Raw genomic sequence first — 24128 nt, 5'->3', positions numbered from 1 at the left:
AGAGGTCTATCATGAATCCACGTATCGATAAGCTGAGAAACGCATTCCGTGAGCAGGGCGCTGACGCCTTCCTCACCGAGCATCCCGTCAACCGTACTTATGTCAGCGGTTTTACCGGCTCTACAGGTTCTGTGCTGATCACAGCGGATGAAGCGGTGTTTGTCACCGATTTCCGTTATACCGATCAAGCTGCGGATGAAGCAAAAGGCTTCAAAGTAGTCAACAACGACCGCCGCAACGTACCTACCCTCTATGAAGAATTAAAGCGCATGGGTGTGAAAAAGCTGGCCGTAGAAGCAAGCCACATCTCACTGGCTTCCTATGAAACCTGGCGCAACGCCTTCGACGGCATCGAGCTGGTTCCAACCACTGGCCTGATCGAAACCCTCCGTACTTATAAAGATGAAGCAGAGCTGGCGATCATGCGTGAAGCAGCTCGTATCGCTGATGAAGCGTATTCCCATATCCTTACCTACATAAAGCCGGGCATGCGCGAGTTGGATGTCGCGATGGAACTGGAATTCTTCATGCGCAAGCAAGGGGCGACCGGAGCAGCCTTCGATATCATCGTTGCCTCCGGTCATCGCGGCGCACTGCCACATGGCCGCGCCAGTGAAAAAGTGATTGAAAAAGGCGACATGGTTACCTTGGACTTTGGTGCAGCCTACAAGGGCTACAACTCAGACCTTACCCGTACCTTTGCAGTGGGTGAGCCAGATCCGAAAATGGTAGAGATCTACAATATCGTCCTCCAAGCACAGCTGAATTGTGTCAACAACCTCAAGCCAGGCGTGAATACCAAAGACGCAGACGCGCTGACCCGTGATATCATTACGGATGCAGGCTATGGTGCAGAATACGGTCACTCTACCGGCCACGGTCTGGGTGTCGATGTCCATGAGCTGCCAAATCTCTCTGCAACAGCGGTACCAGTCACCCTCGAACCGGGTATGGTTGTAACCGTTGAGCCGGGGATCTATGTAAGCGGCCTCGGTGGTGTGCGTATCGAAGACGACGTGGTGATCACGGAGAATGGTATCGAGATTCTGACCAAGTCAACGAAAGAGTTGCTCATTTTGTCAGTCTAATTTATACTAATTTATGGCTATGTTACATGGTTAATTGATTAGGAGGCTTATCATGATTTCAGTAAACGATTTCCGTACGGGTTTAACAATCGAAGTAGATGGCAACATCTTTACAGTACTTGAATTCCAACACGTAAAACCAGGGAAAGGCGCTGCGTTCGTACGCTCCAAACTTCGCAATCTGCGTAACGGAAACGTAACCGAGATGACTTTCCGCGGTGGTGAAAAAGTAAACCCTGCCCGCATCGAGACCAGCACCATGCAATACCTCTATGCGACAGGTGATGACTATACCTTCATGAACACCGAAACTTACGAGCAACTCACCTTCACGTATGATCAAATCAAGCACGAGCTCAACTTCTTGAAAGAGAACATGAACGTGCAAATCATGCAATACAACGGTGAAACCATCGGAATTCAGCTTCCTAACTCTGTTGAGCTGACTGTTACCGAAACCGAACCAGGTATCAAAGGTGACACCGCTACTGGTGCAACCAAAAAAGCTACCCTCGAAACCGGCTTCATCGTAAACGTACCGCTCTTCGTAAACGAAGGCGACAAACTCATCATCGACACCCGTACCCAAGCATACGTGTCCCGCGCGTAACAGCGTCAACATACGTAGGTATAAGTATCCAAGTAAAAAGACATGCCCCGCATCAGGTGGCATGTCTTTTTGTTATGGAATGGGTGCGATACAATGATCCTTATGGTTCCGTCTCGGCTCCGGCTCCTGTTCCGAGTTGCCGTCCTGCTTTTGCTCATGGATCGCAGGGGCGGAGTGAAAATCATAATGCCGGTAAAAACCGACAACGAACTGTGTCAGGCGGCGCAGTGATTTTTTATGCGGGATGCGGTCGTCGCAGAATTGTTGAAAGTTCACCATGTGTTGATCCAAGAGGGTTTGGATCTTCAGCCGGCTTTGCTCACGGGCGGAATCCGGGTCAAGACCGGCTGCAAGCATTTTGGATTCTTCTATAAAAAGCGAATTCATCTTGCCTTCGAGACGTTCCCGATCGGCGGATTGCAGGTCATTAGCGAGGCGGATACAGGTGCTGGCCGCCGTCAGCATCTCCAAGAGATCACTTTGGCAGAGGAGAGCGGTGGCATCATCACGCAAAATCCATGTACTGATCACATAGAACGGGAGCCCGATACTGAAGGTGCTCCGGTCAAGGTACGTCTCCAACGTCAGCGGCTTGCCGTCCTCGGCGATCTCAAACAGCATCGCATCAATCATGCGGAGGTAGGTATGTTGCCATATGTATTCCAAGGAGGTAAAGAGGGGCTTATTGCGAAGATTGAGGGTGAGATCGGCAAGCGCCCGTCCGTAAGGGTCTGCGGGTATGCCTGCTGACGGATTGCCACGGACTATCTGCTCGAACTGCTTGAGACGCTTAGCCAATTCGCTCTTGCTGAAGCGCCGCTGGTCAAGTGCTGAATCGAAATCAAAAATCCAGACCCCGATTTTGACGAAATCTTCTAACATTGAAAGAGGAAGTTCCGGATTTTCAACCGCGCAGCACAGAGCGATACTGGGAAAACGGCTGGGGTCAAACTCTGGTTGATGACGGTAATGCTCCAACATGTAAGCAGTCAAATGTCTGGTAAGACGGGTGACGTGGGCCTGTTCTTTACGGCTTAGACTGGATAGCATCATTTTCATCATGGGGCTATTTTCCCTCCTTGATATGATACTACCTTCTTATAAAAAAATAAGTCAACCAAAAATTACACTGGTTGACAAAATCAGTTAGATTTCGTGAATAACTCGATCACTTTCATCAGAAAAGCGGTAATGCCAGCTGCCATCAGAGGCCCTACAGGAACACCGCGCAGGAAGACGATCCCGATGATGGAGCCAATCACTAAGCCGACAATCAGGTGAGGCTCTGTGCGAAGAATGTCTAAGCCTTTTCCGTTCATCCAGGTGGCCAAAGCCCCGCCTGTCAGCGCAAGTACACCGACCAATGTGGTGAAAAGGGGGGTGATGTCTTTCATCGAGACTTTTTCATTGGCGAACGGAACCAGTACGGAGATGGTCAAAAACAACAGACCCAACTCCAGACCCCGACGCTCTACAGTAGGAAAAAAACGCTCCAATGACGTTAGCTTCAATACGAGGAGCATGCTGGCCGCGGTCGCGATGATCGGGGAGCGTCCGACAAGACCCACCACAATCAGAATGACCAGCATGACCTCTCCAGACATCATATTCATGATCGATCGAACCCCTGTCCCAGTGTCTTCCTTTCAGTTTTATGAGACAAGGTGGGGGAGTATGCGTTTTTCCTTGATCACGGGGACAAGATTATACAGATCGATCTTGCCGCAATGCAGGATATCCTCTACAAAATTATGCTGCACGAGCCGTCTGCCTGTGGTGGTCAGCATCAGCTGGTCAGGCATTCTGTCAGCGAGGTAGAGATAGCTTTTTTCCAGTGCTTCGGCGAGGTCGCAGGTGTGGATGTGCGGGTTAAGCTGCTTGGCTTTGTGTACCATGTAACCGGCGGCAAGACCGTCTTCTAAGGCGAATTCCTGGCGTGTGCCGGCACAATAGAGGGTGATGTCGAGCTTTTGGGTAAGCGCGTGTTTGATACAGGCGGTGGCGTTGAGGAAGCTGCCGATCATCAGGTGGTTGGCCCGCTCTGCTTTTTGGATCGCGCGTGTGCCGTTGGTGGTGGTGAGGATCAGGTGCTTGTTGGTGTAGTCGCCTTTCATGATCGTGGTCGGTGAGTTGTTGAAGTCGAACTCCGGGATTTTTTTGCAGTGGCGCTCACCGGCAAGCAGGCTGTCAGCGTTACGAAGCGCATTGGCCTGGCCGATGGTCTCTACCGGAATCACGTGGGAAAATCCGTGGCCGAGTGCCGTTACAATCGTGCTGGAAGCCCGCAGCACATCAATGACGACGACCGTGCGGTTAAAGATTTGTTCGTGCAGGATTTCTTCGACGGTGGGAACCAGCTCTATTCGCATGTGGATTTTCCCCGATCCAAGATGATCAGCGCGGCGGTGTCTCCCCGCAGACCACGGCGTAGGGCTTCAAGCGAGATGAGATCCGCTGGGGCAATATTGCCCAGATTGGTCGAGTATCCCAGCGTGTTGAGCATGGCGACCTGCTGTTCCTTTTGCGGAGCTTCCCAGATCAGACGGCTGGCTAGCTCTCCTGCTTCTCTGGTGACTTCAAGGAGGAAGGTGTCATCCACCTGGCCTTGCTTGTTGTAGATGCCGACATTGCCGCTTTCGCGGGCTTCGACGATGACGTATTCGGAACCGGCGTCGATATCTTCATGCAGGGTTTCGAGCAGGAGTTCCTTGTCGGCGGAGAAATCACTAGCCTTTTTGCCATATTCGGAGAAGACGTGAAAGCCCGCTTCGGCTGCGAGGGAAATCGCACGGAGCCGTTCTTCCTTGCTGATCGGCAGGGTCCCGTCAGAGATTTCAATGGCATTGAAGCCCAGTGCCTTGAGGCGGGCGAAATACGTCTCTAATGGTGACTGGGTGTGGGCCACTTCAAAAAAAGTACCGCCCGGCATGATCTTGATCCCGTTTTCGCGGGCCATGCTGATTTTTTGCTGCAGGATATCGAGTGGATAGAGCACACAGGTGCCAAAGCCAAGTTTATAGACATCTATATAAGAAGCGGCAGTAGCGAGTAAGTCATCAAAAGCACGGATGCCGAGGCCCTTGTCAATGACCATCGTAATCCCTTGCGTCCGAGGCTTATCGGTACGTTCCCATGAAGGGTCGAGCCAATTCGACGGCCAAAAAGAGGTGTCAGTAGGAATCATCTGTTTCTCCCCATTTCCTAGGCATTTGCTATAGGGTATGCGCGGAGTTCGCCGGACGCTTTTGATGGAAAAGCCCATCTTACTTTGTGTCAGGACGAGACTATTTAGACAAGACCTGGCATAAAGTGTAGGGGGAGGGGACACGCATGTTTGAAAAAGCCATTATCGGCATGGCGTCATTGCGCATCATGTCAGGGACCATAGAGATTCTCGCGGCACTTCTGATCCTTAGGTTCAATTCGGTGGAGAAGGCATTGGTGATCAACTCGGGTCTAGCGCTGGTGGGACCGCTCGTGCTGTTGACGACGACCACCATCGGTCTCTTGGGTATGTCGGATCGCCTGAGTATGGGGAAAATGTTCTGGATTTTCGCGGGGATCGCGTGTATTTTCATCGGTGTCAGGGGGAAGTAGGGGAAGGCTTGTGAAAATAAGGCTGGAAGATGTGACTCGCAGCAGTGAGGGTCGGATGAAATTTCAGCTGAAACAATCAGCTGAAATGGTCACTGGGACGAGTCAAAGAAATGGCGCCCGAAAGCTTAAAATCGGGTGTCTTTTCTTTTTTTTGTCCTACACTTCGCTATACTTGTGCACTTTTCATTTGATCGAGAGATTGGATACAATGAGGAGAGTACCAAAGTTTTACATAGGATGGGGAGGTAGTAAGAGATGAGCAAGCTGTTTGAACCAGTTAAGATAAACGGTATGACACTGAAAAACCGTGTCGTAATGGCACCGATGTGTATGTATTCAGCAGACAAGCAGGGCCGTGTCAATGACTGGCACAAGGTACATTATGCGACCCGTGCAGTGGGTGGTGTCGGTCTGATCATCGTCGAGGCGACAGCGGTGGAAGCTCACGGGCGTATCTCCGATCATGACTTGGGGATCTGGGATGATGAGCATGTAGCAGGACTCTCCGAGGTGGTCAAGCTGGTAAAGCCGCATGGTACCCAAATCGGTATTCAGCTGGCCCATGCCGGACGCAAATCAGAGGCTGAGGGTACACCGGTTGCACCGTCCCCGATTGCTTTTTCTGATCGTTACCGCGTGCCGAAGGAGCTTAGCCGCGATGAGATTCACGGTGTCGTGAGAAGCTTCGCCAAAGCAGCCGAGCGTGCCAAGCAAGCAGGCTTTGACTGTATCGAAATCCATGCCGCACACGGCTATCTGATCAACCAGTTCTTATCTCCGCTTGCGAACCAGCGCACAGATGAATACGGCGGTGGGCATGAGAACCGGTTCCGTCTGTTAAAAGAAGTAGTACTCGCTGTAAAGGAAGTCTGGGACGGGCCGCTGTTCGTCCGAGTATCTGCTGAGGAGTATGCCGACGGGGGCAACCACATTGAGGCGTATGTCTTTTTCTCCGCGTTGTTAAAAGAGCTGGGCGTCGATCTGATCCATGTCTCCTCTGGGGCGGTCGTACCGTATCCGATCACCGACTATCCGGGCTACCAAGTGCCGCTCGCTGAAAAAATCCGCTATGGGGCTGATATTCCAACCGCAGCAGTGGGCAAAATCACAACGCCGGAGCAGGCAGAAGAAATTCTGCAGAACCGCCGGGCCGACCTGATCAGCCTCGCCCGTGTCCTGCTACGTGATCCATACTGGGCGTTGCATGCCCAGATTGCGTTGGAGAATAACAAGGAAAGCGTTCCGGTACAATATCAGCGTGGATTTTAAGCTTTTTGGATGAGAGCCTGTCCGGGTGAACAGATGTTTTGTTCACTTGGATGGGTTTTCCATTTGTAAGATGTCTCTTCGTGGGCAAAATACTTTTGTAAATCTGCGAGGAGGGGTACTGATGGAACATCTGGATAAGCGAATTTCGTATTTGCGTGGCGTAATCGACGGTATGGACTTGGATCAAACCAGCATGGAAAACCGAATTCTCGTCGATTTAATCGATCTGCTCGACGAGGTGAGCACTGAGTTGAAATCGGTACATACCCGTGTAGATGAGGTAGAGGATTATGTAGAGGCGGTTGACGAGGACCTCAGCGACATGGAGTATCTCCTCTACGATGACGAGGATGATGATCTCTACGAAGATGTAGATGATGATTGTGAAGAGTATTATCTCGTCGATGAAGATGGTGAGCATTACTATGATCTCGACGACAGCGAGGACGCTTATGTGTATGAGTCCCGTCATGTTCGCGGACGAGACAGCCGTGATGACGTGTCGTTCGACCGTTCTTATGAGATCGAATGCCCGACCTGCCGTGAAGTGGTGTTCCTGCATGAGGGGACCGATCAAGAGGGGTATCATCACTATGTGATTGAGCCGAATCATGGTGGGACGGAGCCGATTAATCCGACGTAGAATATTCTTTGAATCGTTTTGCAGGCTGCCGATGATTACTGTCGGCAGCTTTTTTTATTTTTGTGGCTCCGGTAGGAGCTTGGAGGGGGGCGCAAGAGAGCGGGGATGATCTGTTTTCCAGTCGCCTTTCCCTCACTTCGTTCAGCCGGTCTCCTTACAAACAGATCATCCCCACTCTCTTGGTGCAGCTGTCCGTCTCTTCTATATAAATATAAAGAAATAATGATGTGTAATTATTCGTAGCTTCGGAAGATTCGAAATCGAAACGTATAAGTAAGGGCCAAATAACTGTTGACAACCAACATTTATTCATTAGACAACGCTTCTTGATATGTTTCGCTTCACTGATTCAGCTCTCACTTAATTCTTTTTTCCTCATATGAAACAACAGTTGGCTGGAAAAGAGCCGGGGGCAAGCTGTGAGCCTTTTTACAATCCGACCCAGTCAGAGAAGAGAAAAGGACAACACGCCTCTTCGAGCCGCTAAGGGGCAAACGCTACGCTTGGATCGGCTTCTTTGGAATTTTTGACCCGATCAAGTCCTTTTCTCTTCTCTGGCGGGCAGTCACCACACACTTGCGGGATTGTAAGGAGGCGGAGCAGCTTGCCCCCGGCTCTTTTCCAACCCCGCAAAAACTGCTTGTCATAATCCACCCCCTTGTCCGCATAGGATGATGTAAGTCTGAAGTCTGAGTAGGACAAAGTGGGGGAAGTCAATGAACGAAATCGACTCAATCTTGCCGCAAGCATTGCGCCGCGTCCTGTCCGCCTTGCCAATTCATATTAGAGAGAACGTGGAGGAGATCAGGCTTAGGCAGAATCTTCCGGTGGAGATCCGGTTTGGTCAGCAGAATCATTTTTTGACGGAGGCTGGTCAGATCACAACGAATTTTCGCCTAGGCTATGTGTTCCGCGAAGAACTGTCGGGTCAGCTGCTCAACCAGATCAGCCAGCACTCCCTCTACGCCTTAGAAGAAGAGCTGAAGCGGGGGTACATCACCATCGTGGGAGGCCATCGAATCGGCATCTCTGGAAAGGTCGTGATGGAGCGAGGCGAGGTCAAAGGAATCCGCGATATCACCAGCTTTAATATACGTATCGCCAAAGAAAAGAGAGGCGTCGCGAAACCCGTGCTGTCTTACTTGTACGAGCGGGGGAGGATACTCAACACCCTGATCATCTCACCGCCGCAGTGTGGAAAGACGACGCTCCTTCGCGATATGGCCCGCTCGATCAGCTATGGCAATGAATGCTCATCCAGCCGCAAAGTAGCAATTGTGGACGAACGCTCCGAGTTAGCAGGGTGTCTCAACGGGGTGCCGCAGCGGGATGTCGGACCGCGCACCGATGTGCTGGACGCCTGCCCCAAAGCGGTCGGAATGATGATGATGATCCGCTCGATGTCACCTGATGTGATCATTGTGGACGAGATCGGACGGCCAGAGGACAGCGAAGCGATCTGGGAAGCGATTCATGCGGGGGTATCGGTCATCTGCTCCGCGCACGGCATCGATCTCGCTGACATCTCCCGCCGCCCAGGTCTTGGGAAGCTGATCCAGCAGGGAGCTTTTCAACGCTATATCGTGATGGGACGAAGCAGGGGAGTGGGGACGATCCACGGCATCTACGATGAGCGTTACAACCTGATGCAAAAACCGCTGGATCAAAGCAGGAACCAACCTCCTGATAAGCCCCAGACGCAAATGTCCCAAAAGGAGCAGCTCCCATGCTGAAGCTGATCGGTGCTGTCATCGTCCTTTTGTCCGCTACCATGGCCGGTTTCTATATGGGTCGTCAGCTTAATCAGCGCACCCTGCAAATCCGTGGTCTGCTTTTAGCCCTTCAGCTGCTCGAAACCGAAATCCTGTACGGAGCCACTCCCTTGAAGCAAGCCTTCGACAAGCTGGGTCGGCGCCTTCCGCCAGAGCTGGGCCGCATTTTTAACACCGCAAGCGAGAATCTGGCCTCTCCGAATGGACAATCCACCCAATCCTCCATACAGGCTGCGATCGACCGTCACTGGTCAGGGACCGCGATGAAGCCATCGGAAAAGGAGGTGCTGATGAGCCTTGGATACGTGCTCGGCAACTCCGACCGGGAGGACCAGAAAAAGCATTTGCAGCTGGCGATGAGCCACTTGCGAAGTTTGGAGACGGAAGCGCGGGACGAGCAAGGCCGCTACGAGCGGATGTATCGAAGCTTAGGGTTTTTAAGCGGTCTGTTGGTTGTCATTCTGATGTTCTAAAAGCGAGGTGTAAAACGTGGATTTTGACTTGACTCCCGTTTTTCAAATCGCCGGGGTCGGGTTTATCGTAGCGATCATGCACACCGTACTCAAAGCGGCGGGCAAAGAGGATGTCGCACAGTGGATGACGCTGGTCGGCTTTATTCTTGTCCTCTACATGGTGGCACATTACCTGGGCGATTTGTTCACAGAGGTTAAACGAGTGTTCCTTTTTAACTAGGAGGGGTAGCGGATATGAACGAAATCGTCCAAATCGTCGGACTTGGGATCGTTGCAACCATCCTCGCCTTGGTCATTAAGGAACAAAAGCCGCTGTTTGCGTTCCTCATTGCGATTGTCAGCGGCATCCTGATCTTTTACTTTCTGATAGGCAAAATCTCTGACGTCATCCGTGTCTTAGAAAAATTAGCCGTACAAGCTGACCTCAACATGGTCTTTCTCGAAACGATCCTCAAAATCATCGGGATCGCTTACATCGCCGAATTCGGTGCACAGATCACCCGCGACGCCGGACAAGGAGCCATCGCATCCAAAATCGAGCTGGCGGGCAAAGTCCTCATCCTCGTTATGGCCGTACCGATCATCCAAATCATCATCGAAACTGTGATCAACCTATTACCTGCGTAAAAGGTTCCAAAGGGGGGACGAAACGTGGCACGCATCCTCACCCTGATCGTGCTCATCTTCACGCTTACGACTGCCGCCGATGCCAGTCTGGCCGCCGAACCCGTCACCGTAACCACAGCCGAACCGACGTCCACGTTTCACCCGATGGACGAGTTGGTCCAGATGCAGGCGGAGAATCTGCAGCTCGATCATATCGAAGAGTTCTGGCAGAAAACACTCCGCGAGTACAAAGGCTACCTGCCCGACCTTCAGCAGCCCGGTTTTATCCAGCTGCTGATGCAGGACGGACAGTTCACACTCTCTGGAATGCTCAAAGGCTTGCTCCAGTTCTTCCTGCACGAGATCCTGATGAACGGCAAGCTGCTGAGCTCGATCATCGTCATCACCGTGTTTGCGATGATCCTGGAGACGATGCAAAACGCATTTGAACGCAACACCGTCTCCGTCGTCGCATACTCGATCACCTATCTGGTGCTGATGGTGCTTGCGATGAACAGCTTTCATGTCGCCATCACCTATGCCAAAGATGCGATCACCGACATGTCAGACTTCATGCTGGCGATGATTCCGCTGGTGCTGGCATTACTTGCCTCCACGGGCAGTATCGCATCAGCGGCGATGTTTCACCCGATGATCGTGTTCATGATCCACATCAGCGGCATCGTCATCTCCACCGTGATTTTCCCGATGCTGTTCCTCTCCGCCATGCTCTCCATCGCAAGCCTGTTCTCCGAGCGGTACAAGGTGACACAGCTTGCCAACCTGCTGCGCAATGTGGCGATGGGCGCACTCGGCTCCTTTCTGACGATCTTTTTGGCGGTGATCAGCATTCAGGGCACGACGACGGCACTGGCCGACGGGGTGACACTGCGCACCGCCAAGTACGTCACCGGCAACTTCGTCCCTGTGGTGGGCCGGATGTTCTCCGATGCCGCCGATACCGTCGTCAGCGCCTCTGTTTTAGTCAAAAACGCGGTCGGTCTCGCAGGCGTGATCATCCTCCTGATCCTCTGCGCCTTTCCCGCCATCAAAATCCTCGTGCTTGCCATGATCTATAATCTCTCGTCCGCAATTCTCCAGCCGCTCGGGTCAAGCCCGATCATCTCCGCGCTTGGCACCATCGGCAAAAGCCTACTGTTCGTCTTCGCTGCCCTGGCAACGGTCGGTCTGATGTTCTTTCTGGCGATCACCATCATCATCGCCGCAGGCAATATATCGCTTATGGTTCGGTAGGTGAATAACAGATGGAATGGCTTATCTTATGGTTGAAAAAAATCATCTTACTCGTCCTCCTCGCCGCATTTCTCGACCTCATCCTGCCCAATACCAGCCTGCAACGCTACGTCAAAATGGTGATGGGCCTCATCATCCTGCTGACCATCATCAGTCCTGCTTTTGCCGTATTCAGCATCTCGCCGGACGAGATGGCAGCCAAGATCAGCCAGTACCAGTTCGACGACTCCTCGGTCAAGCAGCCAGAGCCTTTCAAGTGGAACGACCTGGCCAACAGGCTGATCGCCCAGCAAGACACCCAGATGAACGATTACGTCACCCGGCAGATGGAAAAAGAACTCCGCGTGATGGTCCAGCAGAACTTCGGCGTCGAACTCGCCGATGTCCAGATCAGCCTGAACCAGCCCAAAGAGGGAGTACCACCAGACCCCGGTCAAAACCCGATCCAAGCGATCACCCTCACCGTCAGCCCACAGGACGAAGCAGCCACAACCACCCAAGAATCCACCCAAGCCCCGATCAAGCCAATCGAGCCTGTCACCATCGAGATCAACCCAGATTCGTCCAGTACGGACAAAGAACCGAAAGCCATCCCCGCCCAGACCCAGCCGACAGACCCGCTCCACCGCCAGATTGCCGACCACATCGCCCGGGAGTGGCAGCTGTCACCCAGCCAGATTCGTGTCACCCATGACGACGGATCAATGGCACGCCAATAACACGTGGAAAGGAGGTAGAGCATGTTGACGAAATGGTTAGAAAACATTCTCAGCAAATCAGCGAAAAGCAGTGGTTCAAAAGGTGCAACCGCAGGATCAGGCTCAGGTGGATCAGGGGGAGAGCCCCCGAAGCTTCGGCCCATGCATTATCTCATCCTCGCACTGGGCATCGGGCTTGCCCTGATGATCTTCACCGATTTCCTCACCGTCAAGCCTGATCAGACCTTAGGCAGCGACTTCACACCACCCGCCGCCGAAAATCAGCAAGACCCAGGCAACGGCACGGCCAACGTAGCACCGGTCCTCGGCGGCTCCATCAGCAAAGATACCATGCGCGAATACGAAAACACCTACGAAACCCAGCTCGCCGAAATCCTCGAAAGCGTGATTGGTGTAGGTCAGGTGGAGGTGATGGTCAATCTGGATTCCACACCGGAGATTGTCGTTGAAAAAGACCGCGACAGCCGTCAGGCAACCACCAAAGAGGTGGACAAAAACCAGGCGACCCGCGATCAGAACGATCAATCCCGCAATGAAAAGGTAGTCGTCATCGATGGAGGCAAAAGCCAACAGCCGGTGGTGGTAAAAACGATGAAACCCAAGGTACGAGGGGTTCTGATCGTGGCGAAGGGGGCTGAGAACATACAAGTCAAAGCATGGATCACCGACGCTGTACAAAAAGTGCTGGAAGTCCCAGCCTATAAAATCTCAATCTTACCGAAAAAATAGGAGGTAATGACAATGATGTTGCGTAAACAAACCGTATGGCTTCTCACAATGCTTGCTGTGATGGTGGTACTCTCCGGCTACTACATGGTAAAAGGCCCGAACGAGCAGATGCCAGCCGTCAGCGAAGAATCCAAAACTCTCGAACCGCTCATGGGCATCGAGGTAGACTCCAAGCAGACCGACCAGCCGACACCAGAAGCGACTCCAGTCGAAGGCCAGAACACTGGCGCAAAAGACGCAACCACTACCGAAGAAGCCGCAGCGGTCAACGCACCAACTCCATCTGCTGACTACTTCCAAGGCTACAAGCTCAAGCGTGAAGCGATGACCCAACAGCAAAAAGACGAGCAAATGCAGATCATGACCAGCGGCGAAGCTACTCCGCAAGCGGTAGCCGAAGCAAAAGCGAAGCATGAAGAGCTCTCCCAAGTGGAAACCAAAACGCTTGCGCTCGAAGAGTTGATCAAAGCAAACGGCTACAAAGATTGTGTCGTTTACATGCAGGACAGCAAGGTAGATGTTGTCGTACAAAAAGACAAACTCACTTCCAAAGAAGTCGTAGACATCATCGCACTCACGAAGCAACACATGGGTGTTTCTGGTAAAGATGTCACAGTCCGCTTCAAGCCTTAAGCCCAATCCGTAAGACTATAGCAATAAAGGCCCTCGAAAAACAGGTTCGGGGGCCTCATTCTTTTCAATATGATTTAAACATAAACACTATATATATAACCCAAAAATGTTTTCGCAGAATATATCGTAAATTGTTGAAAAAGGAATCATTTTCCTACTATAATGAAGATCAAAAAGAAATCCTTAACTTGACGTGTTCAGGGAAAAAAGGCTACCATGAAAATGTTGCCTGTAAGGAAACGCTCTCATACTTCGTAACCTTGCCAGTGTATTTTTTTAAAAAAAAGAGAAAAAAACATAACGCGAAGGAGTGCTCAATTGTGTTCAAGATCCATGAAGTTCGTGAACTGATTAAGCTCATTGACCAATCTACCATCAAAGAATTCGAACTCGAAGTCGATGGTGCCAAAATGTCCATCAAGAAAAACGGCGGCGCTGTCGTGGAGACAGGAATCGCCCTGCCAGTTGAACCAGTGGTACAAGCAGTTGCGGCACCGGCAGCAGTTGCAGCACCAGCGCCAGTTGCGGCTCCGGCTCCAGTGGTACAAGTTGCTGCAGCAGAAGTAGCGGCACCAGCAGCAAAACCAGCGATTGATGACCCGTCTTTACATAAGATTGTTTCCCCGATGGTGGGAACCTTCTACTCTTCTCCAGAACCAAGCGCACCTGTTTACGTGAAGCCAGGTGATCGCGTAACTGCGAACAAAGTGGTATGTATCGTAGAAGCTATGAAGCTCTTCAACGAAATCGAAGCAGAAGTAAACGGTGAAATCGTTGAGGTGTTGGTTCAGAACGGCCAATTGGTAGAGTACGGCCAACCTCTTTTCCTTGTTAGAGTCTAATCATACGGGAGGGTATCGAGATGTTCCATAAGGTTCTCATCGCCAACCGTGGAGAGATTGCCGTACGTGTCATTCGCGCTTGCCGCGAATTAGGGATTCAGACGGTAGCGGTATTTTCCGAAGCAGACCGCGACGCCTTGCACGTCAAGCTGGCGGATGAAGCGTACTGCATCGGGCCGACTGCTTCCAAAGACAGCTATCTCAACATGGCAAATATTGTGAGCGTCGCAGCCAAAACAGGTGCTGACGCGATTCACCCAGGCTATGGTTTCTTGGCGGAAAATGCTGACTTCGCCGAAATCTGTGCCGCTTGCAACATCACCTTCATCGGTCCAGACCCAGAATCCATCATTAAGATGGGTGATAAGTCCACTGCGAAGGACACCATGAAAACAGCAGGTGTTCCTTGTGTACCGGGTACAGAAGGTCTGATCGATGATATCCAAGACGCCATCGCAGTCGCACACGATATCGGTTATCCGGTTATGGTAAAAGCGACAGCGGGCGGCGGCGGACGCGGGATGCGTGTCGCAGTAGACGATGCCGACCTCGAAAAAGCGATTCGTCAAGCGCAGAACGAAGCGAAAACCGCATTCGGCAACGCTGGTGTCTACCTCGAAAAATTCGTCGAAGGCCCACGCCACGTAGAAATTCAAATCATGGCGGACAAATTCGGGAATACAGTATATCTAGGGGAACGTGACTGCTCCATTCAGCGCCGTCACCAAAAGCTCGTAGAAGAAGCCCCATCACCGGCTCTCTCCGAAGAGACCCGCCGCGCGATGGGGGAAGCAGCAGTAGCAGCCGCTAAAGCGGTTAACTACCATGGTGCAGGTACAGTCGAATTCCTGCTCGACAAGCACGGCAAGTTCTACTTCATGGAGATGAACACCCGTATCCAGGTAGAGCATCCGGTGACAGAGCTTGTAACTGGCATCGACTTGATCAAGGAACAGCTCCGCGTAGCAGCAGGCGAGCGCCTGTCCTTTAGCCAAGAGGATATCGTACTCAACGGCTGGGCCATCGAGTGCCGTGTCAATGCGGAGAATCCGGTCAAGAACTTCATGCCGTCTCCAGGCAAAATCCAAAACTACCTCGCACCGGGCGGCTACGGTGTCCGCATCGACTCTGCGGCATACCCAGGCTACACCATCCCACCACACTACGATTCCATGATCGCCAAAATCATCGTGTGGGGTAAGGATCGTACCGAGGCCGTCGAGCGGATGAAGCGTGCCCTGTCCGAGTTCACCATCGAGGGGATCCATACCACCATCCCGTTCCACTTGAAACTTTTGGAGCATGAGGTATTCCTCTCCGGTAACTTTGACACCAAATTCCTCGAAACCTACGATCTCAAGCTTGGTGAGTAGGAAGATGTTTGAAAAACACCAGCCGTATTGCTATAATGAGGTGTAAATCCTAGTGGGAGGTGCGAATAGTGGAAAAACTTGGACCAGAAGCGGAAAAAACAGAGCTTGGGAAAGTCCAGATCGCTCCCGAAGTCTTAGAAGTGATTGCTGGTATGGCCGCAGCCGAAGTGGAGGGTGTAGCCCACATGAGCGGCGGGATCGTCGGTGATATCGCAGAACGACTGGGACGCAAAAACGTAGCACGTGGTGTGCGCGTTGAAGTGGGTTCTCGTGAAGCAGCGGTTGATGTTTCCATCATCGTGAAATACGGACATCGAATTCCAGAAGTTGCCCGCAATATTCAAGATAGTGTACGCAATGCGATCGAAACCATGACAGGTCTGTCTGTTGTGGAGGTCAACGTACATATCGTGGACGTAGAGCTCAAAGCGGAAGAGAAAGCTCCGCAGCCACAGACGGCTCCGATTGCGATTACGGAAGAATTCCAACGGGTTCGATAAAACGTAACAAAGATGCCCCCGATATTTTGGGGGCATTTTTCCACATAAAGGAGAGTGAAACTGTGAATCTGTTTGACCGCTTTATCTTGACCATTTACAGCTTGGCCTTGATCGTAATCTCTGGCTATGTCATCGGAGTGATGGTCTATCTGATTCCGGCTGAATATGTCCTGTCCACGTTGGAAAATCTTTTATACAACACAGGTGTCAATATCCCGTATCTGGCAGTGGCGATTATCTTTTTGATCATCAGTCTCCGTTTCTTCCTGAGTGCGTTCTCTTTCCGCCGCTCTCGTGAAGAGAAGGGGATTTATCAGCGCAATGAATACGGTGTGGTCAACATCAGTCTGGAGACGATCCGCGCCATCGCTGAGCGTACCGCCAAAAAAGTAAACGGCGTCAAAGGCCTGGTTACCAAAGTAAAAAGTGATCAGACTCGCAATACGATCATTCTCCGCGTCACCACGGACGGTGAGACTTCCATCCCTCAAATGACGCAAGCCCTTCAATACGAGGTGAAAAACCAGGTAGAGGCCATCACTGGTGTAGATATCGCAGAAGTCACCGTGGTTGTCTCTGAAGTCGTCACTGGACATGAGCAGCCGGTTGTACGGGCGAACAGACGTCTTGACTAAAGGGTGAGAAATCAATGAAGTGGGAGATAATGAGGGAACATAAGGGTAAACTACTAGGAGGGCTCGCAGGTTTTTTGTTCGGGCTGATCTATCTTTTTGCTGGATTTTGGGATACACTGGTGTTTGTCGTCTTTGTTGGGACGGGCTGCTACATCGGTCGTAAACTGGATCACAAAGAGGATTTAACTGAAATCCTAGACCGCATTTTACCAGGTAAATTTAAATAGTAGGTGACGAGTGATGAAACGCAGAATTGCACGAGAAAAAGCAGTACAAATTCTTTTTCAATTGGATGTGGCAGAAGTTCAGCTGCCGGATGCGATTGACATGGTGATGGAAGACAGCACGGGTGAGTCCACGGAGTTTTTGCTCTCTCTGGTTCATGGTACCCTGGAGAATCTGCCGGCCATCGACGCGGAGATCCAGAAGTATCTGCGCAATTGGAAGCTGGACCGCATTGCCAACGTAGACCGCTCTGTACTGCGTCTCGCTTTTTACGAATTGATGTTTGATGAAGCAACTCCGGATCGCGTCGTGTTAAATGAAGCCGTAGAATTGGCTAAACTGTTTAGTGACGAGCAATCCTACAAATTCATCAACGGAGTGCTTTCCGCCTACCTGCAAGCAGGGGCCACCACAACCGAAAGCTAAGCCGTTCTGTGAAAAATAAGGTGATCCGATGAAAAAGGTCATGTTAGGCATCGATACAAGCAATTACCGTACATCGCTTTGTCTAGTGGGGGAAGACGGCGAGATTGTTGCGGAAGCCAAGCGTCTCTTGAAAGTGAAAGAGGGCAAACGAGGCTTGCAGCAATCGGAAGCCGTCTTTCAGCATGTGATGAACCTGCCGGAATTAAGCGATCAACTCCGCATGGACGAGTGGGAGGTCGTAGGCATCTGCGCCTCGGAAAAACCGCGTCCGGTGGATCAATCCTACATGCCTGTCTTTAAAGTGGGCGAAGGATTGGCCAAATCTTTATCCGTGTTTCTCAAAGTGCCGTATTACCTGACGACACATCAGGAGATGCATATCGCCTCTGGGGAATATACGGCAGAAGAGCGGCCACAGGCAGATGAGTTCCTCGCGGTGCACCTATCCGGCGGCACAAGCGAAATCCTCACCTGCAAGCGGCACGAGCATGGCTATTATATTGAAAAAATCGGCGGAACCATCGACCTGCACGCGGGTCAACTGGTCGATCGCATCGGTGTGGCGCTGGGGATGCAATTTCCGGCAGGGCCGTATCTGGAGGAGTTGGCTAAGCAGGGGAGCGGCGAGGAATTCCGTGTGCCGTCATCTGTCAACGGTCTGACCTTCAGCTTTTCAGGCCCGGAAGCACAGCTCCTGCGTGCCATCGCACAAGGCAAAGTCCCGCACAGCGAGATCGCCCGCGCCACCGAGCAATGCATCGCCAATACGCTGGAAAAAGCGTTGCGCAACGCAGTCGAAGCAGGAGTAGGCAAGGAAATCCTGATCGTCGGCGGCGTCGCAGCCAATCAATACATACGTGAACGTCTGATCAAACGCCTGGAACATCCGGCTGTACGTGCCAAGCTCTACTTCTGTGAACTGGCTTATACCGGTGATAATGCCTATGGAGTGGCGATGTTGGGCTGGATGCAACACAAAACCCGAACATTAAAAAGTATGGGCTAGATGAAATTTCGGCTTTACAGCATACCTATTTTTCCGATAAACTAATGGTAACAGGAATCGGAACGAGGGGGATTACTTTCATGACTGCACACATTATCGACGGTAAGGCACTTGCTGCCACTATTCGCAAGGAACTCAAGCAAGAGGCTGAAAGCTTGAAACAACAAGGGATTGAGCCTGGTTTGGCCGTTGTTTTGGTCGGGGAAGACCCTGCCTCAGAGTCGTATGTAAAAGGCAAGGTCAAAGGCTGTGAAGAGGTCGGGATCTATTCAGAGTTAATTCGCAAGGATGCCTCTATCACACAGGAGGAATTGCTCCAAATCGTACGCGAACTGAATCAAAAACCGAACATTGATGGGATTTTGGTGCAATTACCTTTACCAAAACATATCAGTGAAAGCGCCGTGATCGATACGATTGCCGTTGAAAAAGATGTGGACGGCTTCACTCCGGTCAATGTCGGCAACATGCTGATTGGTGAGGATGCTTTTTTACCTTGTACCCCACATGGGATTATCGAGATGATCAAGCGTACCGGCACCCAGATCGAGGGCAAGCATGCCGTGGTGATCGGTCGAAGCAATATCGTCGGCAAGCCTGTCGCGATGCTCCTGCTCCAGGAAAATGCGACGGTGACGATCTGCCACTCCCGCACACCTGATCTGGCTGAGATGACCCGTCAGGCCGACATCCTTGTCGTAGCAATCGGTAAGCCGCATGTGATCAACAAAGAGCATGTGAAGCCGGGTGCCGTTGTTATCGACGTAGGTGTCAACCGACTGCCGACAGGAAAATTAGTGGGCGATGTCGTATTTGACGAAGTAAAAGAAGTGGCCAGCTACATCACACCAGTACCGGGCGGTGTCGGCCCGCTGACGATCACGATGCTTCTGGCTAACACAATCGAATCAGCCAAAAAACGTAACTCACCGATCCTAAACGGAATGAAGGGATAATCGATGAAACCTACTGAGGTAATGTCCGTAGGAGAGCTGACACGCTATATCAAGCGTGTGCTCGAGCGGGACAGTGTGCTTGAGGACGTGTGGATTCGCGGCGAGATTTCCAACTTTACGCACCACACGAGCGGGCATATGTACTTCACGCTCAAGGACAAGGATTCACGGATCAAAATCGTGATGTTTGCCTCCTATAACCGTTTCCTCAAATTCATCCCAAAGGATGGAACCAAGGCACTCGTGCGTGGTTCCATTTCTGTGTTTGAGAGGGACGGTGCGTATCAGATGTACGCGAAGGAGATGCAGCCAGACGGTGTCGGATCTCTGTACCTTGCTTTTGAGCAGTTGAAAGCACAGTTGGCGCAAGAAGGGCTGTTCGCCCCTGAGCGTAAGCGTCCACTGCCTGTCTTTCCGAAAAAAGTCGGGGTGATTACCTCGCCTACTGGTGCAGCCGTCCGCGATATTATCACAACCATCAAGCGACGCTACCCACAGACCCAGATCATCATCCACCCGGCTGTCGTGCAAGGTGTAGAGGCTCCGACCTCTATCGTCCGCGCAATTCGCCGGATGAATATGGTGGTGGACATCGACGTGCTGATCGTCGGGCGCGGCGGAGGCTCCATCGAAGAGCTCTGGGCGTTCAATGAAGAGCAGGTGGCCCGTGCCATCGCTGCATCTACCATCCCGGTGATCTCGGCTGTTGGTCACGAAACCGACTATACGATTGCCGATTTCGTCGCAGATGTACGCGCGGCCACTCCGACGGCAGCAGCAGAGCTTGCCGTCCCACACTATCTGGAGTGGGTGGAGCGCACCAAGCAGCTGGAGCACCGTCTGCATCGTGCCCTGCATGGCAACATCAGCGAGCAGCGCAGACGTTTAGAGCGACTGAAGCAATCATATGGTTTGCGCCAGCCGACCCGCCGTATCGAAGAGAAGCAGCAGCGTCTCGATGACCTGCATAGCCGTCTGCGCCAAGCGATGAAGCAGGTCGTGACGCGCAAACAACAGCGTACCGAAGATTTGACCAACCGCCTGACACGCTATCGGATCAAGCAAAAAGTAAGCGAAGGACGTGGCCAGCTCACGCGTCTGACCGCAGACCTCACACAGGTCATGAAGCGCCGCACCGAATCCACGCGCAAAGAGTGGCTCAGCCTGATCGCCCAATTAGACGCCCTAAGCCCGCTCAAGGTGATGCAGCGCGGCTTTTCGCTGACCTACCTGGACGATACGCTGATCAAAAGCACGGAGCAGATTGTCCCAGGCGATGAGCTCATGATACGATTAACAGACGGACAAGTCCGTACCCATGTAAAAGAAGTGATACGGGAGGAAAACCAAGATGGCTCGTAGGAAAACAGAGCAAGAACTGGAGCTTCCATTTGAAGAAGCCATGCAACGCTTGGAGGAGGTCTTGCGCCAACTCGAAGAAGGAGATATTCCACTCGAGGCGTCCATCGCGCTGTACCAAGAAGGTATCAAGCTGTCCCGCTACTGTGGCAAGAAGCTTGACGCCATCGAAGCGCAGGTCACCCAGCTCTTGGAAGAAGAGGGCAAAATGGTGGAACAGCCTTTCCGCTTGGAGGAAGACGAAGCATGAGCATGACCTTTCAAGCCTATTTAGAAGAAAAAGTAGCATTCGTCGAATCACACTTGGTGGCCGGCCTCGAAAAAGAGGGCGTGCCTGTGAATTTGTACGAATCGATGAAATACTCTCTGTTGGCTGGCGGTAAACGCCTCCGTCCCGTCCTCGTTCTGGCTACCTTGGAAGCGCTCGGACAGCCAATCGAGCGCGGCATCCCATACGCTGTTGCGTTGGAGATGATCCATACCTACTCCTTGATCCACGACGATCTGCCTGCCATGGACGATGATGATCTGCGCCGGGGCAAGCCGACCAACCATAAAGTCTATGGCGAAGCGACCGCAATCCTCGCAGGTGACGCCCTGTTGACCCGCGCGTTCGGCTATATCGCGGAGAGCTACCAGCAGCACCCTGACGTCAAACCAGCCACCATCGTCAACCTGATCACCGAACTGAGCAAAAGAGCAGGTGCTCCCGGCATGGTAGGCGGCCAAATGGCTGACATCGAAGGCGAAGGCCAAGCCCTCTCCCTTGAACAGCTCGAATACATCCATCTCCACAAAACCGGGGACCTCCTCGTCGCCTCCTTACTCGGCGGCGGCTACTTAGCCGAGGCCAGCGAAGACCAGCTCCGCGCCCTCCACGACTATGCCGTCAAGATCGGCCTAGCCTTCCAAATCCAAGACGACATCCTCAACGTCGAAGGCGACGCAGCCCTCCTCGGCAAAGCCGTAGGCAGCGACGGCGAACGTCAAAAAGCTACCTATCCGTCTCTTCTCGGCTTGGAGCAATCCAAAAAGCTGCTCAGACAACTGATTGAAGACGCGAAAACGCTGATCACCGAGGCGGGGATGGGGAATTCGGCTTTGATCCCGCTTGCGGATTATGTGATGGCACGGAATAAGTAACAGTAACGGAGTTCCTAAAAGCTGGAATCACAACGCTTTTCACTTTCTTTTTTCTTTACCCATCACGAATGAGCACTCATCTGGTAAAAAGCGTTCCCGCTACCCACAACCACCGCGTAAAGCGAGAGGGACATCTGTTTGGAAGGAGACCGGCCCCTCGCAAGAGGGGGAAAGGCGACTGGAAAACAGGTGTCCCTCTCGCTTTCTCACGAAAGCATGAAAATAGGGAAGCTTTTTATACTAACGAGTCCGAGTGAAGCATTTTTCACAATGAAAGTGGAGTTTTTTACGCAAGTCGTATATAATGCGTTTACATGCATTTTTTTATAAGCGATCTGTTATACAGCAGATGGCTTACCGAAAGCGAGGGGTTAGTGTGTTACTTACAAACATTAATAGCCCAGAAGACCTCAAAAAGCTACAACCGAGCGAGCTTCCACAACTGGCCAATGAAATTCGCCAATTCCTCATAGAAAATCTGTCACAAACAGGCGGACATCTTGCCTCCAATCTTGGAGTTGTTGAATTGACGATTGCGTTGCACTATTTGTTTGAAAGCCCAACAGACAAGCTTCTTTGGGATGTGGGACATCAGGCGTATGTACATAAGATCCTGACTGGGCGAAAAGAACAATTTCCGACACTGCGACAATATAAAGGACTCTGCGGCTTCCCGAAAATGGTAGAGAGCCCGCACGATGTCTGGGAGACCGGTCACAGCTCCACATCCCTGTCCGGCGCGATGGGGATGGCAGCAGCCCGCGATCTCAAGGGAGAAAAAAACCACGTCATCCCAATTATCGGGGACGGTGCACTGACTGGCGGGATGGCGCTGGAAGCGCTGAACCACATCGGTCACGAAAAGAAAAACGTCATCGTTGTCCTCAATGACAACGAGATGTCGATCGCACCGAACGTCGGCGCTCTGCACAACTATCTGGGCAAGCTGCGTACCGACAGCACCTACAACCGCGCCAAGGACGAGATCGAGCATATCCTCAAAGCCATCCCAGGCGTGGGTGAAAAGCTCCTCCACTTGGCAGACCGCTTCAAAGACAGCATGAAGTATATGCTCGTCTCCGGTGTTCTTTTTGAAGAGCTGGGCTTCACCTATATCGGACCGATTGACGGTCACAACATGGAACTGGTGCTCGAAGCATTCCGTACGGCTTCCCACACCAAAGGCCCAGTACTGGTACATGTCATCACCACGAAGGGTAAGGGCTACGAGCCAGCCGAGAAGAACTCGATGAAGTGGCACGGCATCGACACCTACAAAATCGAAACAGGTGAGCCGCTCAAAGTAAAAGCGAGCACGGCACCTGCCTACAAATCGGTTTTTGCGGACACGATGATTCGCCTGACCGAGGAAAATAACCGCATCGTAGCGATTACACCTGCCATGCCGGACGGTTCTGGTCTCATTAAATATGCAAAAGCATTCCCAGAGCGTATGTTTGACGTAGGGATTGCCGAGCAGCATGCCTGTACGTTCGCCGCAGGTCTAGCCACACAAGGCTTTAAGCCGGTGCTCGCGATCTACTCGACCTTCCTGCAGCGTGCCTATGACCAGCTGATCCACGACGTCGCCCGTCAAAAGCTCAATGTCGTATTTGCCGTTGACCGCGGAGGCTTGGTTGGTGCAGACGGGGAGACCCACCAAGGTGTCTATGACATCTCCTTCATGCGTTGCATCCCGAACATGGTCATCATGGCTCCAAAAGACGAAAACGAAATGCAGCATATGATGAAAACCGCCGCCGCCTACAATGACGGCCCAATCGCCTACCGCTATCCACGCGGCAACGGACGCGGTGTACCGATGGATGCTGAGCTGCAAGTGCTCCCAATCGGTAAATCCGAAATTGTCCAAGAAGGCAAAGGCGTGGCGATCCTTTCATTTGGACATATTATGGATGTATCAGAAGCAGCGGTTGACCTGCTCAAAGCGGAAGGGTACCAACCGATGCTCGTCAACGCCCGCTTCTGTAAGCCATTGGATGAAGAGCTGCTCACCCGTCTGGCAAAAGAAGGCTACGACATCATCACCGTCGAGGAAGGCTCCATCATGGGCGGCTTCGGCAGTGCGGTGTTGGAATTCTACGCACAGGCCGGATACAACGTCAACGTCCAGATGGTCGGCGTACCAGACTATTTCGTCGAGCACGGCAGCGTGAACGAACAGCGTCAAGAGATCGGCCTCACCGCCGAGATGATCGCTTCTCACGCCCGCGCATTTTACCCAGCAAACAAACAGAGGGCATAACCAT

At 52.1% G+C, this 24128-nt stretch carries 30 protein-coding genes; 25 read left to right on the top strand and 5 right to left on the bottom strand.

What is annotated here, in order from left to right; translation table 11 throughout:
- Positions 1-11: 11 nt before the first annotated feature.
- On the top strand, positions 12-1088 hold the full coding sequence (locus FGI41_RS07485) for a M24 family metallopeptidase (protein ID WP_139489340.1): 1077 nt from the start codon (positions 12-14) through the stop codon (positions 1086-1088).
- A 52-nt stretch (positions 1089-1140) separates the two neighbouring features.
- Positions 1141-1698, top strand: coding sequence for an elongation factor P (gene efp / locus FGI41_RS07480; RefSeq protein ID WP_139489339.1), 558 nt, complete (start codon positions 1141-1143; stop codon positions 1696-1698).
- Between the two features lie 72 nt (positions 1699-1770).
- Here the strand turns inward: efp and FGI41_RS07475 are convergent, their stop codons facing one another.
- The 4 genes from FGI41_RS07475 to comA form a co-directional block, all read right to left on the bottom strand.
- The gene (locus FGI41_RS07475) at positions 1771-2760 is read right to left on the bottom strand and encodes a terpene synthase family protein (RefSeq protein WP_139489338.1); all 990 of its coding nucleotides are present in this window, start codon (positions 2758-2760) and stop codon (positions 1771-1773) included.
- An 80-nt stretch (positions 2761-2840) separates the two neighbouring features.
- The gene (locus FGI41_RS07470; protein WP_139489678.1) at positions 2841-3305 is read right to left on the bottom strand and encodes a DUF441 domain-containing protein; all 465 of its coding nucleotides are present in this window, start codon (positions 3303-3305) and stop codon (positions 2841-2843) included.
- A gap of 45 nt (positions 3306-3350) precedes the next feature.
- Positions 3351-4067, bottom strand: a complete 717-nt coding sequence (locus FGI41_RS07465; RefSeq protein ID WP_139489337.1) for a 2-phosphosulfolactate phosphatase — start codon at positions 4065-4067, stop codon at positions 3351-3353.
- On the bottom strand, positions 4058-4882 hold the full coding sequence (gene comA, locus FGI41_RS07460) for a phosphosulfolactate synthase (RefSeq protein WP_139489336.1): 825 nt from the start codon (positions 4880-4882) through the stop codon (positions 4058-4060). Before comA ends, FGI41_RS07465 begins: the two co-directional genes overlap by 10 nt.
- Before the next feature lie 146 nt (positions 4883-5028).
- Between comA and FGI41_RS07455 the strand changes: the two genes are divergently transcribed.
- From FGI41_RS07455 to FGI41_RS07445, 3 genes are all read left to right on the top strand, one after another.
- Positions 5029-5295 (top strand): YqhV family protein, encoded by a 267-nt coding sequence (locus FGI41_RS07455; RefSeq protein ID WP_139489335.1) that lies wholly within the window; start codon positions 5029-5031, stop codon positions 5293-5295.
- Positions 5296-5550: 255 nt separating this feature from the next.
- Positions 5551-6564, top strand: a complete 1014-nt coding sequence (namA, locus tag FGI41_RS07450) for an NADPH dehydrogenase NamA (RefSeq protein WP_139489334.1) — start codon at positions 5551-5553, stop codon at positions 6562-6564.
- A 121-nt stretch (positions 6565-6685) separates the two neighbouring features.
- On the top strand, positions 6686-7207 hold the full coding sequence (locus FGI41_RS07445; RefSeq protein WP_176560173.1) for a CD1247 N-terminal domain-containing protein: 522 nt from the start codon (positions 6686-6688) through the stop codon (positions 7205-7207).
- 497 nt (positions 7208-7704) lie between these two features.
- Here the strand turns inward: FGI41_RS07445 and FGI41_RS24815 are convergent, their stop codons facing one another.
- A complete protein-coding gene (locus FGI41_RS24815) occupies positions 7705-7854 on the bottom strand; it encodes a hypothetical protein (RefSeq protein ID WP_176560172.1) in 150 nt (49 codons plus the stop codon).
- Between the two features lie 69 nt (positions 7855-7923).
- Between FGI41_RS24815 and spoIIIAA the strand changes: the two genes are divergently transcribed.
- From spoIIIAA to dxs, 20 genes are all read left to right on the top strand, one after another.
- A complete protein-coding gene (gene spoIIIAA / locus FGI41_RS07440; RefSeq protein ID WP_139489333.1) occupies positions 7924-8940 on the top strand; it encodes a stage III sporulation protein AA in 1017 nt (338 codons plus the stop codon).
- The gene (gene spoIIIAB, locus FGI41_RS07435; RefSeq protein WP_139489332.1) at positions 8934-9452 is read left to right on the top strand and encodes a stage III sporulation protein SpoIIIAB; all 519 of its coding nucleotides are present in this window, start codon (positions 8934-8936) and stop codon (positions 9450-9452) included. Before spoIIIAA ends, spoIIIAB begins: the two co-directional genes overlap by 7 nt.
- A gap of 16 nt (positions 9453-9468) precedes the next feature.
- Positions 9469-9672, top strand: coding sequence for a stage III sporulation protein AC (spoIIIAC, locus tag FGI41_RS07430; protein ID WP_139489331.1), 204 nt, complete (start codon positions 9469-9471; stop codon positions 9670-9672).
- A gap of 14 nt (positions 9673-9686) precedes the next feature.
- Positions 9687-10079 carry a stage III sporulation protein AD gene (gene spoIIIAD, locus FGI41_RS07425; RefSeq protein ID WP_139489330.1) on the top strand — a complete coding sequence of 131 codons (393 nt, stop codon included), beginning with the start codon at positions 9687-9689 and terminating at the stop codon, positions 10077-10079.
- A gap of 33 nt (positions 10080-10112) precedes the next feature.
- Positions 10113-11312, top strand: coding sequence for a stage III sporulation protein AE (gene spoIIIAE / locus FGI41_RS07420; RefSeq protein ID WP_438358010.1), 1200 nt, complete (start codon positions 10113-10115; stop codon positions 11310-11312).
- Between the two features lie 11 nt (positions 11313-11323).
- On the top strand, positions 11324-12031 hold the full coding sequence (spoIIIAF, locus tag FGI41_RS07415) for a stage III sporulation protein AF (RefSeq protein WP_139489328.1): 708 nt from the start codon (positions 11324-11326) through the stop codon (positions 12029-12031).
- Positions 12032-12172: 141 nt separating this feature from the next.
- Positions 12173-12760, top strand: a complete 588-nt coding sequence (gene spoIIIAG / locus FGI41_RS07410; protein ID WP_368656648.1) for a stage III sporulation protein AG — start codon at positions 12173-12175, stop codon at positions 12758-12760.
- A gap of 12 nt (positions 12761-12772) precedes the next feature.
- A complete protein-coding gene (locus FGI41_RS07405) occupies positions 12773-13393 on the top strand; it encodes a SpoIIIAH-like family protein (protein WP_139489326.1) in 621 nt (206 codons plus the stop codon).
- 320 nt (positions 13394-13713) lie between these two features.
- Positions 13714-14235, top strand: a complete 522-nt coding sequence (gene accB, locus FGI41_RS07400; RefSeq protein ID WP_139489325.1) for an acetyl-CoA carboxylase biotin carboxyl carrier protein — start codon at positions 13714-13716, stop codon at positions 14233-14235.
- Positions 14236-14255: 20 nt separating this feature from the next.
- On the top strand, positions 14256-15608 hold the full coding sequence (gene accC, locus FGI41_RS07395; protein ID WP_139489324.1) for an acetyl-CoA carboxylase biotin carboxylase subunit: 1353 nt from the start codon (positions 14256-14258) through the stop codon (positions 15606-15608).
- A gap of 68 nt (positions 15609-15676) precedes the next feature.
- On the top strand, positions 15677-16108 hold the full coding sequence (locus FGI41_RS07390; protein ID WP_139489323.1) for an Asp23/Gls24 family envelope stress response protein: 432 nt from the start codon (positions 15677-15679) through the stop codon (positions 16106-16108).
- A 62-nt stretch (positions 16109-16170) separates the two neighbouring features.
- Positions 16171-16743, top strand: coding sequence for an alkaline shock response membrane anchor protein AmaP (gene amaP / locus FGI41_RS07385; protein ID WP_139489322.1), 573 nt, complete (start codon positions 16171-16173; stop codon positions 16741-16743).
- Positions 16744-16757: 14 nt separating this feature from the next.
- Positions 16758-16970, top strand: a complete 213-nt coding sequence (locus FGI41_RS07380) for a DUF2273 domain-containing protein (RefSeq protein ID WP_139489321.1) — start codon at positions 16758-16760, stop codon at positions 16968-16970.
- A gap of 13 nt (positions 16971-16983) precedes the next feature.
- The gene (nusB, locus tag FGI41_RS07375; protein ID WP_139489320.1) at positions 16984-17394 is read left to right on the top strand and encodes a transcription antitermination factor NusB; all 411 of its coding nucleotides are present in this window, start codon (positions 16984-16986) and stop codon (positions 17392-17394) included.
- 28 nt (positions 17395-17422) lie between these two features.
- Entirely contained in the window at positions 17423-18400 is a 978-nt protein-coding gene (locus tag FGI41_RS07370; protein WP_139489319.1) for a tRNA (adenosine(37)-N6)-threonylcarbamoyltransferase complex transferase subunit TsaD, read from the top strand.
- An 80-nt stretch (positions 18401-18480) separates the two neighbouring features.
- Positions 18481-19356, top strand: a complete 876-nt coding sequence (folD, locus tag FGI41_RS07365; RefSeq protein WP_139489318.1) for a bifunctional methylenetetrahydrofolate dehydrogenase/methenyltetrahydrofolate cyclohydrolase FolD — start codon at positions 18481-18483, stop codon at positions 19354-19356.
- Positions 19357-19359: 3 nt separating this feature from the next.
- Positions 19360-20718 carry an exodeoxyribonuclease VII large subunit gene (gene xseA, locus FGI41_RS07360; RefSeq protein ID WP_139489317.1) on the top strand — a complete coding sequence of 453 codons (1359 nt, stop codon included), beginning with the start codon at positions 19360-19362 and terminating at the stop codon, positions 20716-20718.
- Complete coding sequence (gene xseB, locus FGI41_RS07355; RefSeq protein ID WP_139489316.1) at positions 20708-20965, top strand: exodeoxyribonuclease VII small subunit; 258 nt, start codon at positions 20708-20710, stop codon at positions 20963-20965. Before xseA ends, xseB begins: the two co-directional genes overlap by 11 nt.
- Positions 20962-21858 (top strand): polyprenyl synthetase family protein, encoded by an 897-nt coding sequence (locus FGI41_RS07350; protein ID WP_139489315.1) that lies wholly within the window; start codon positions 20962-20964, stop codon positions 21856-21858. The genes xseB and FGI41_RS07350 overlap by 4 nt, the downstream gene beginning before the upstream one ends.
- Positions 21859-22234: 376 nt before the next feature.
- Positions 22235-24124, top strand: a complete 1890-nt coding sequence (dxs, locus tag FGI41_RS07345) for a 1-deoxy-D-xylulose-5-phosphate synthase (protein ID WP_139489314.1) — start codon at positions 22235-22237, stop codon at positions 24122-24124.
- Positions 24125-24128: the final 4 nt, after the last annotated feature.

Source organism: Brevibacillus dissolubilis (assembly GCF_006170445.1).
Lineage (GTDB): Bacteria > Bacillota > Bacilli > Brevibacillales > Brevibacillaceae > Brevibacillus_B > Brevibacillus_B dissolubilis.
Note: the sequence above shows the minus strand (reverse complement) of the source record. Positions and strands in the feature narration are given on the sequence as shown.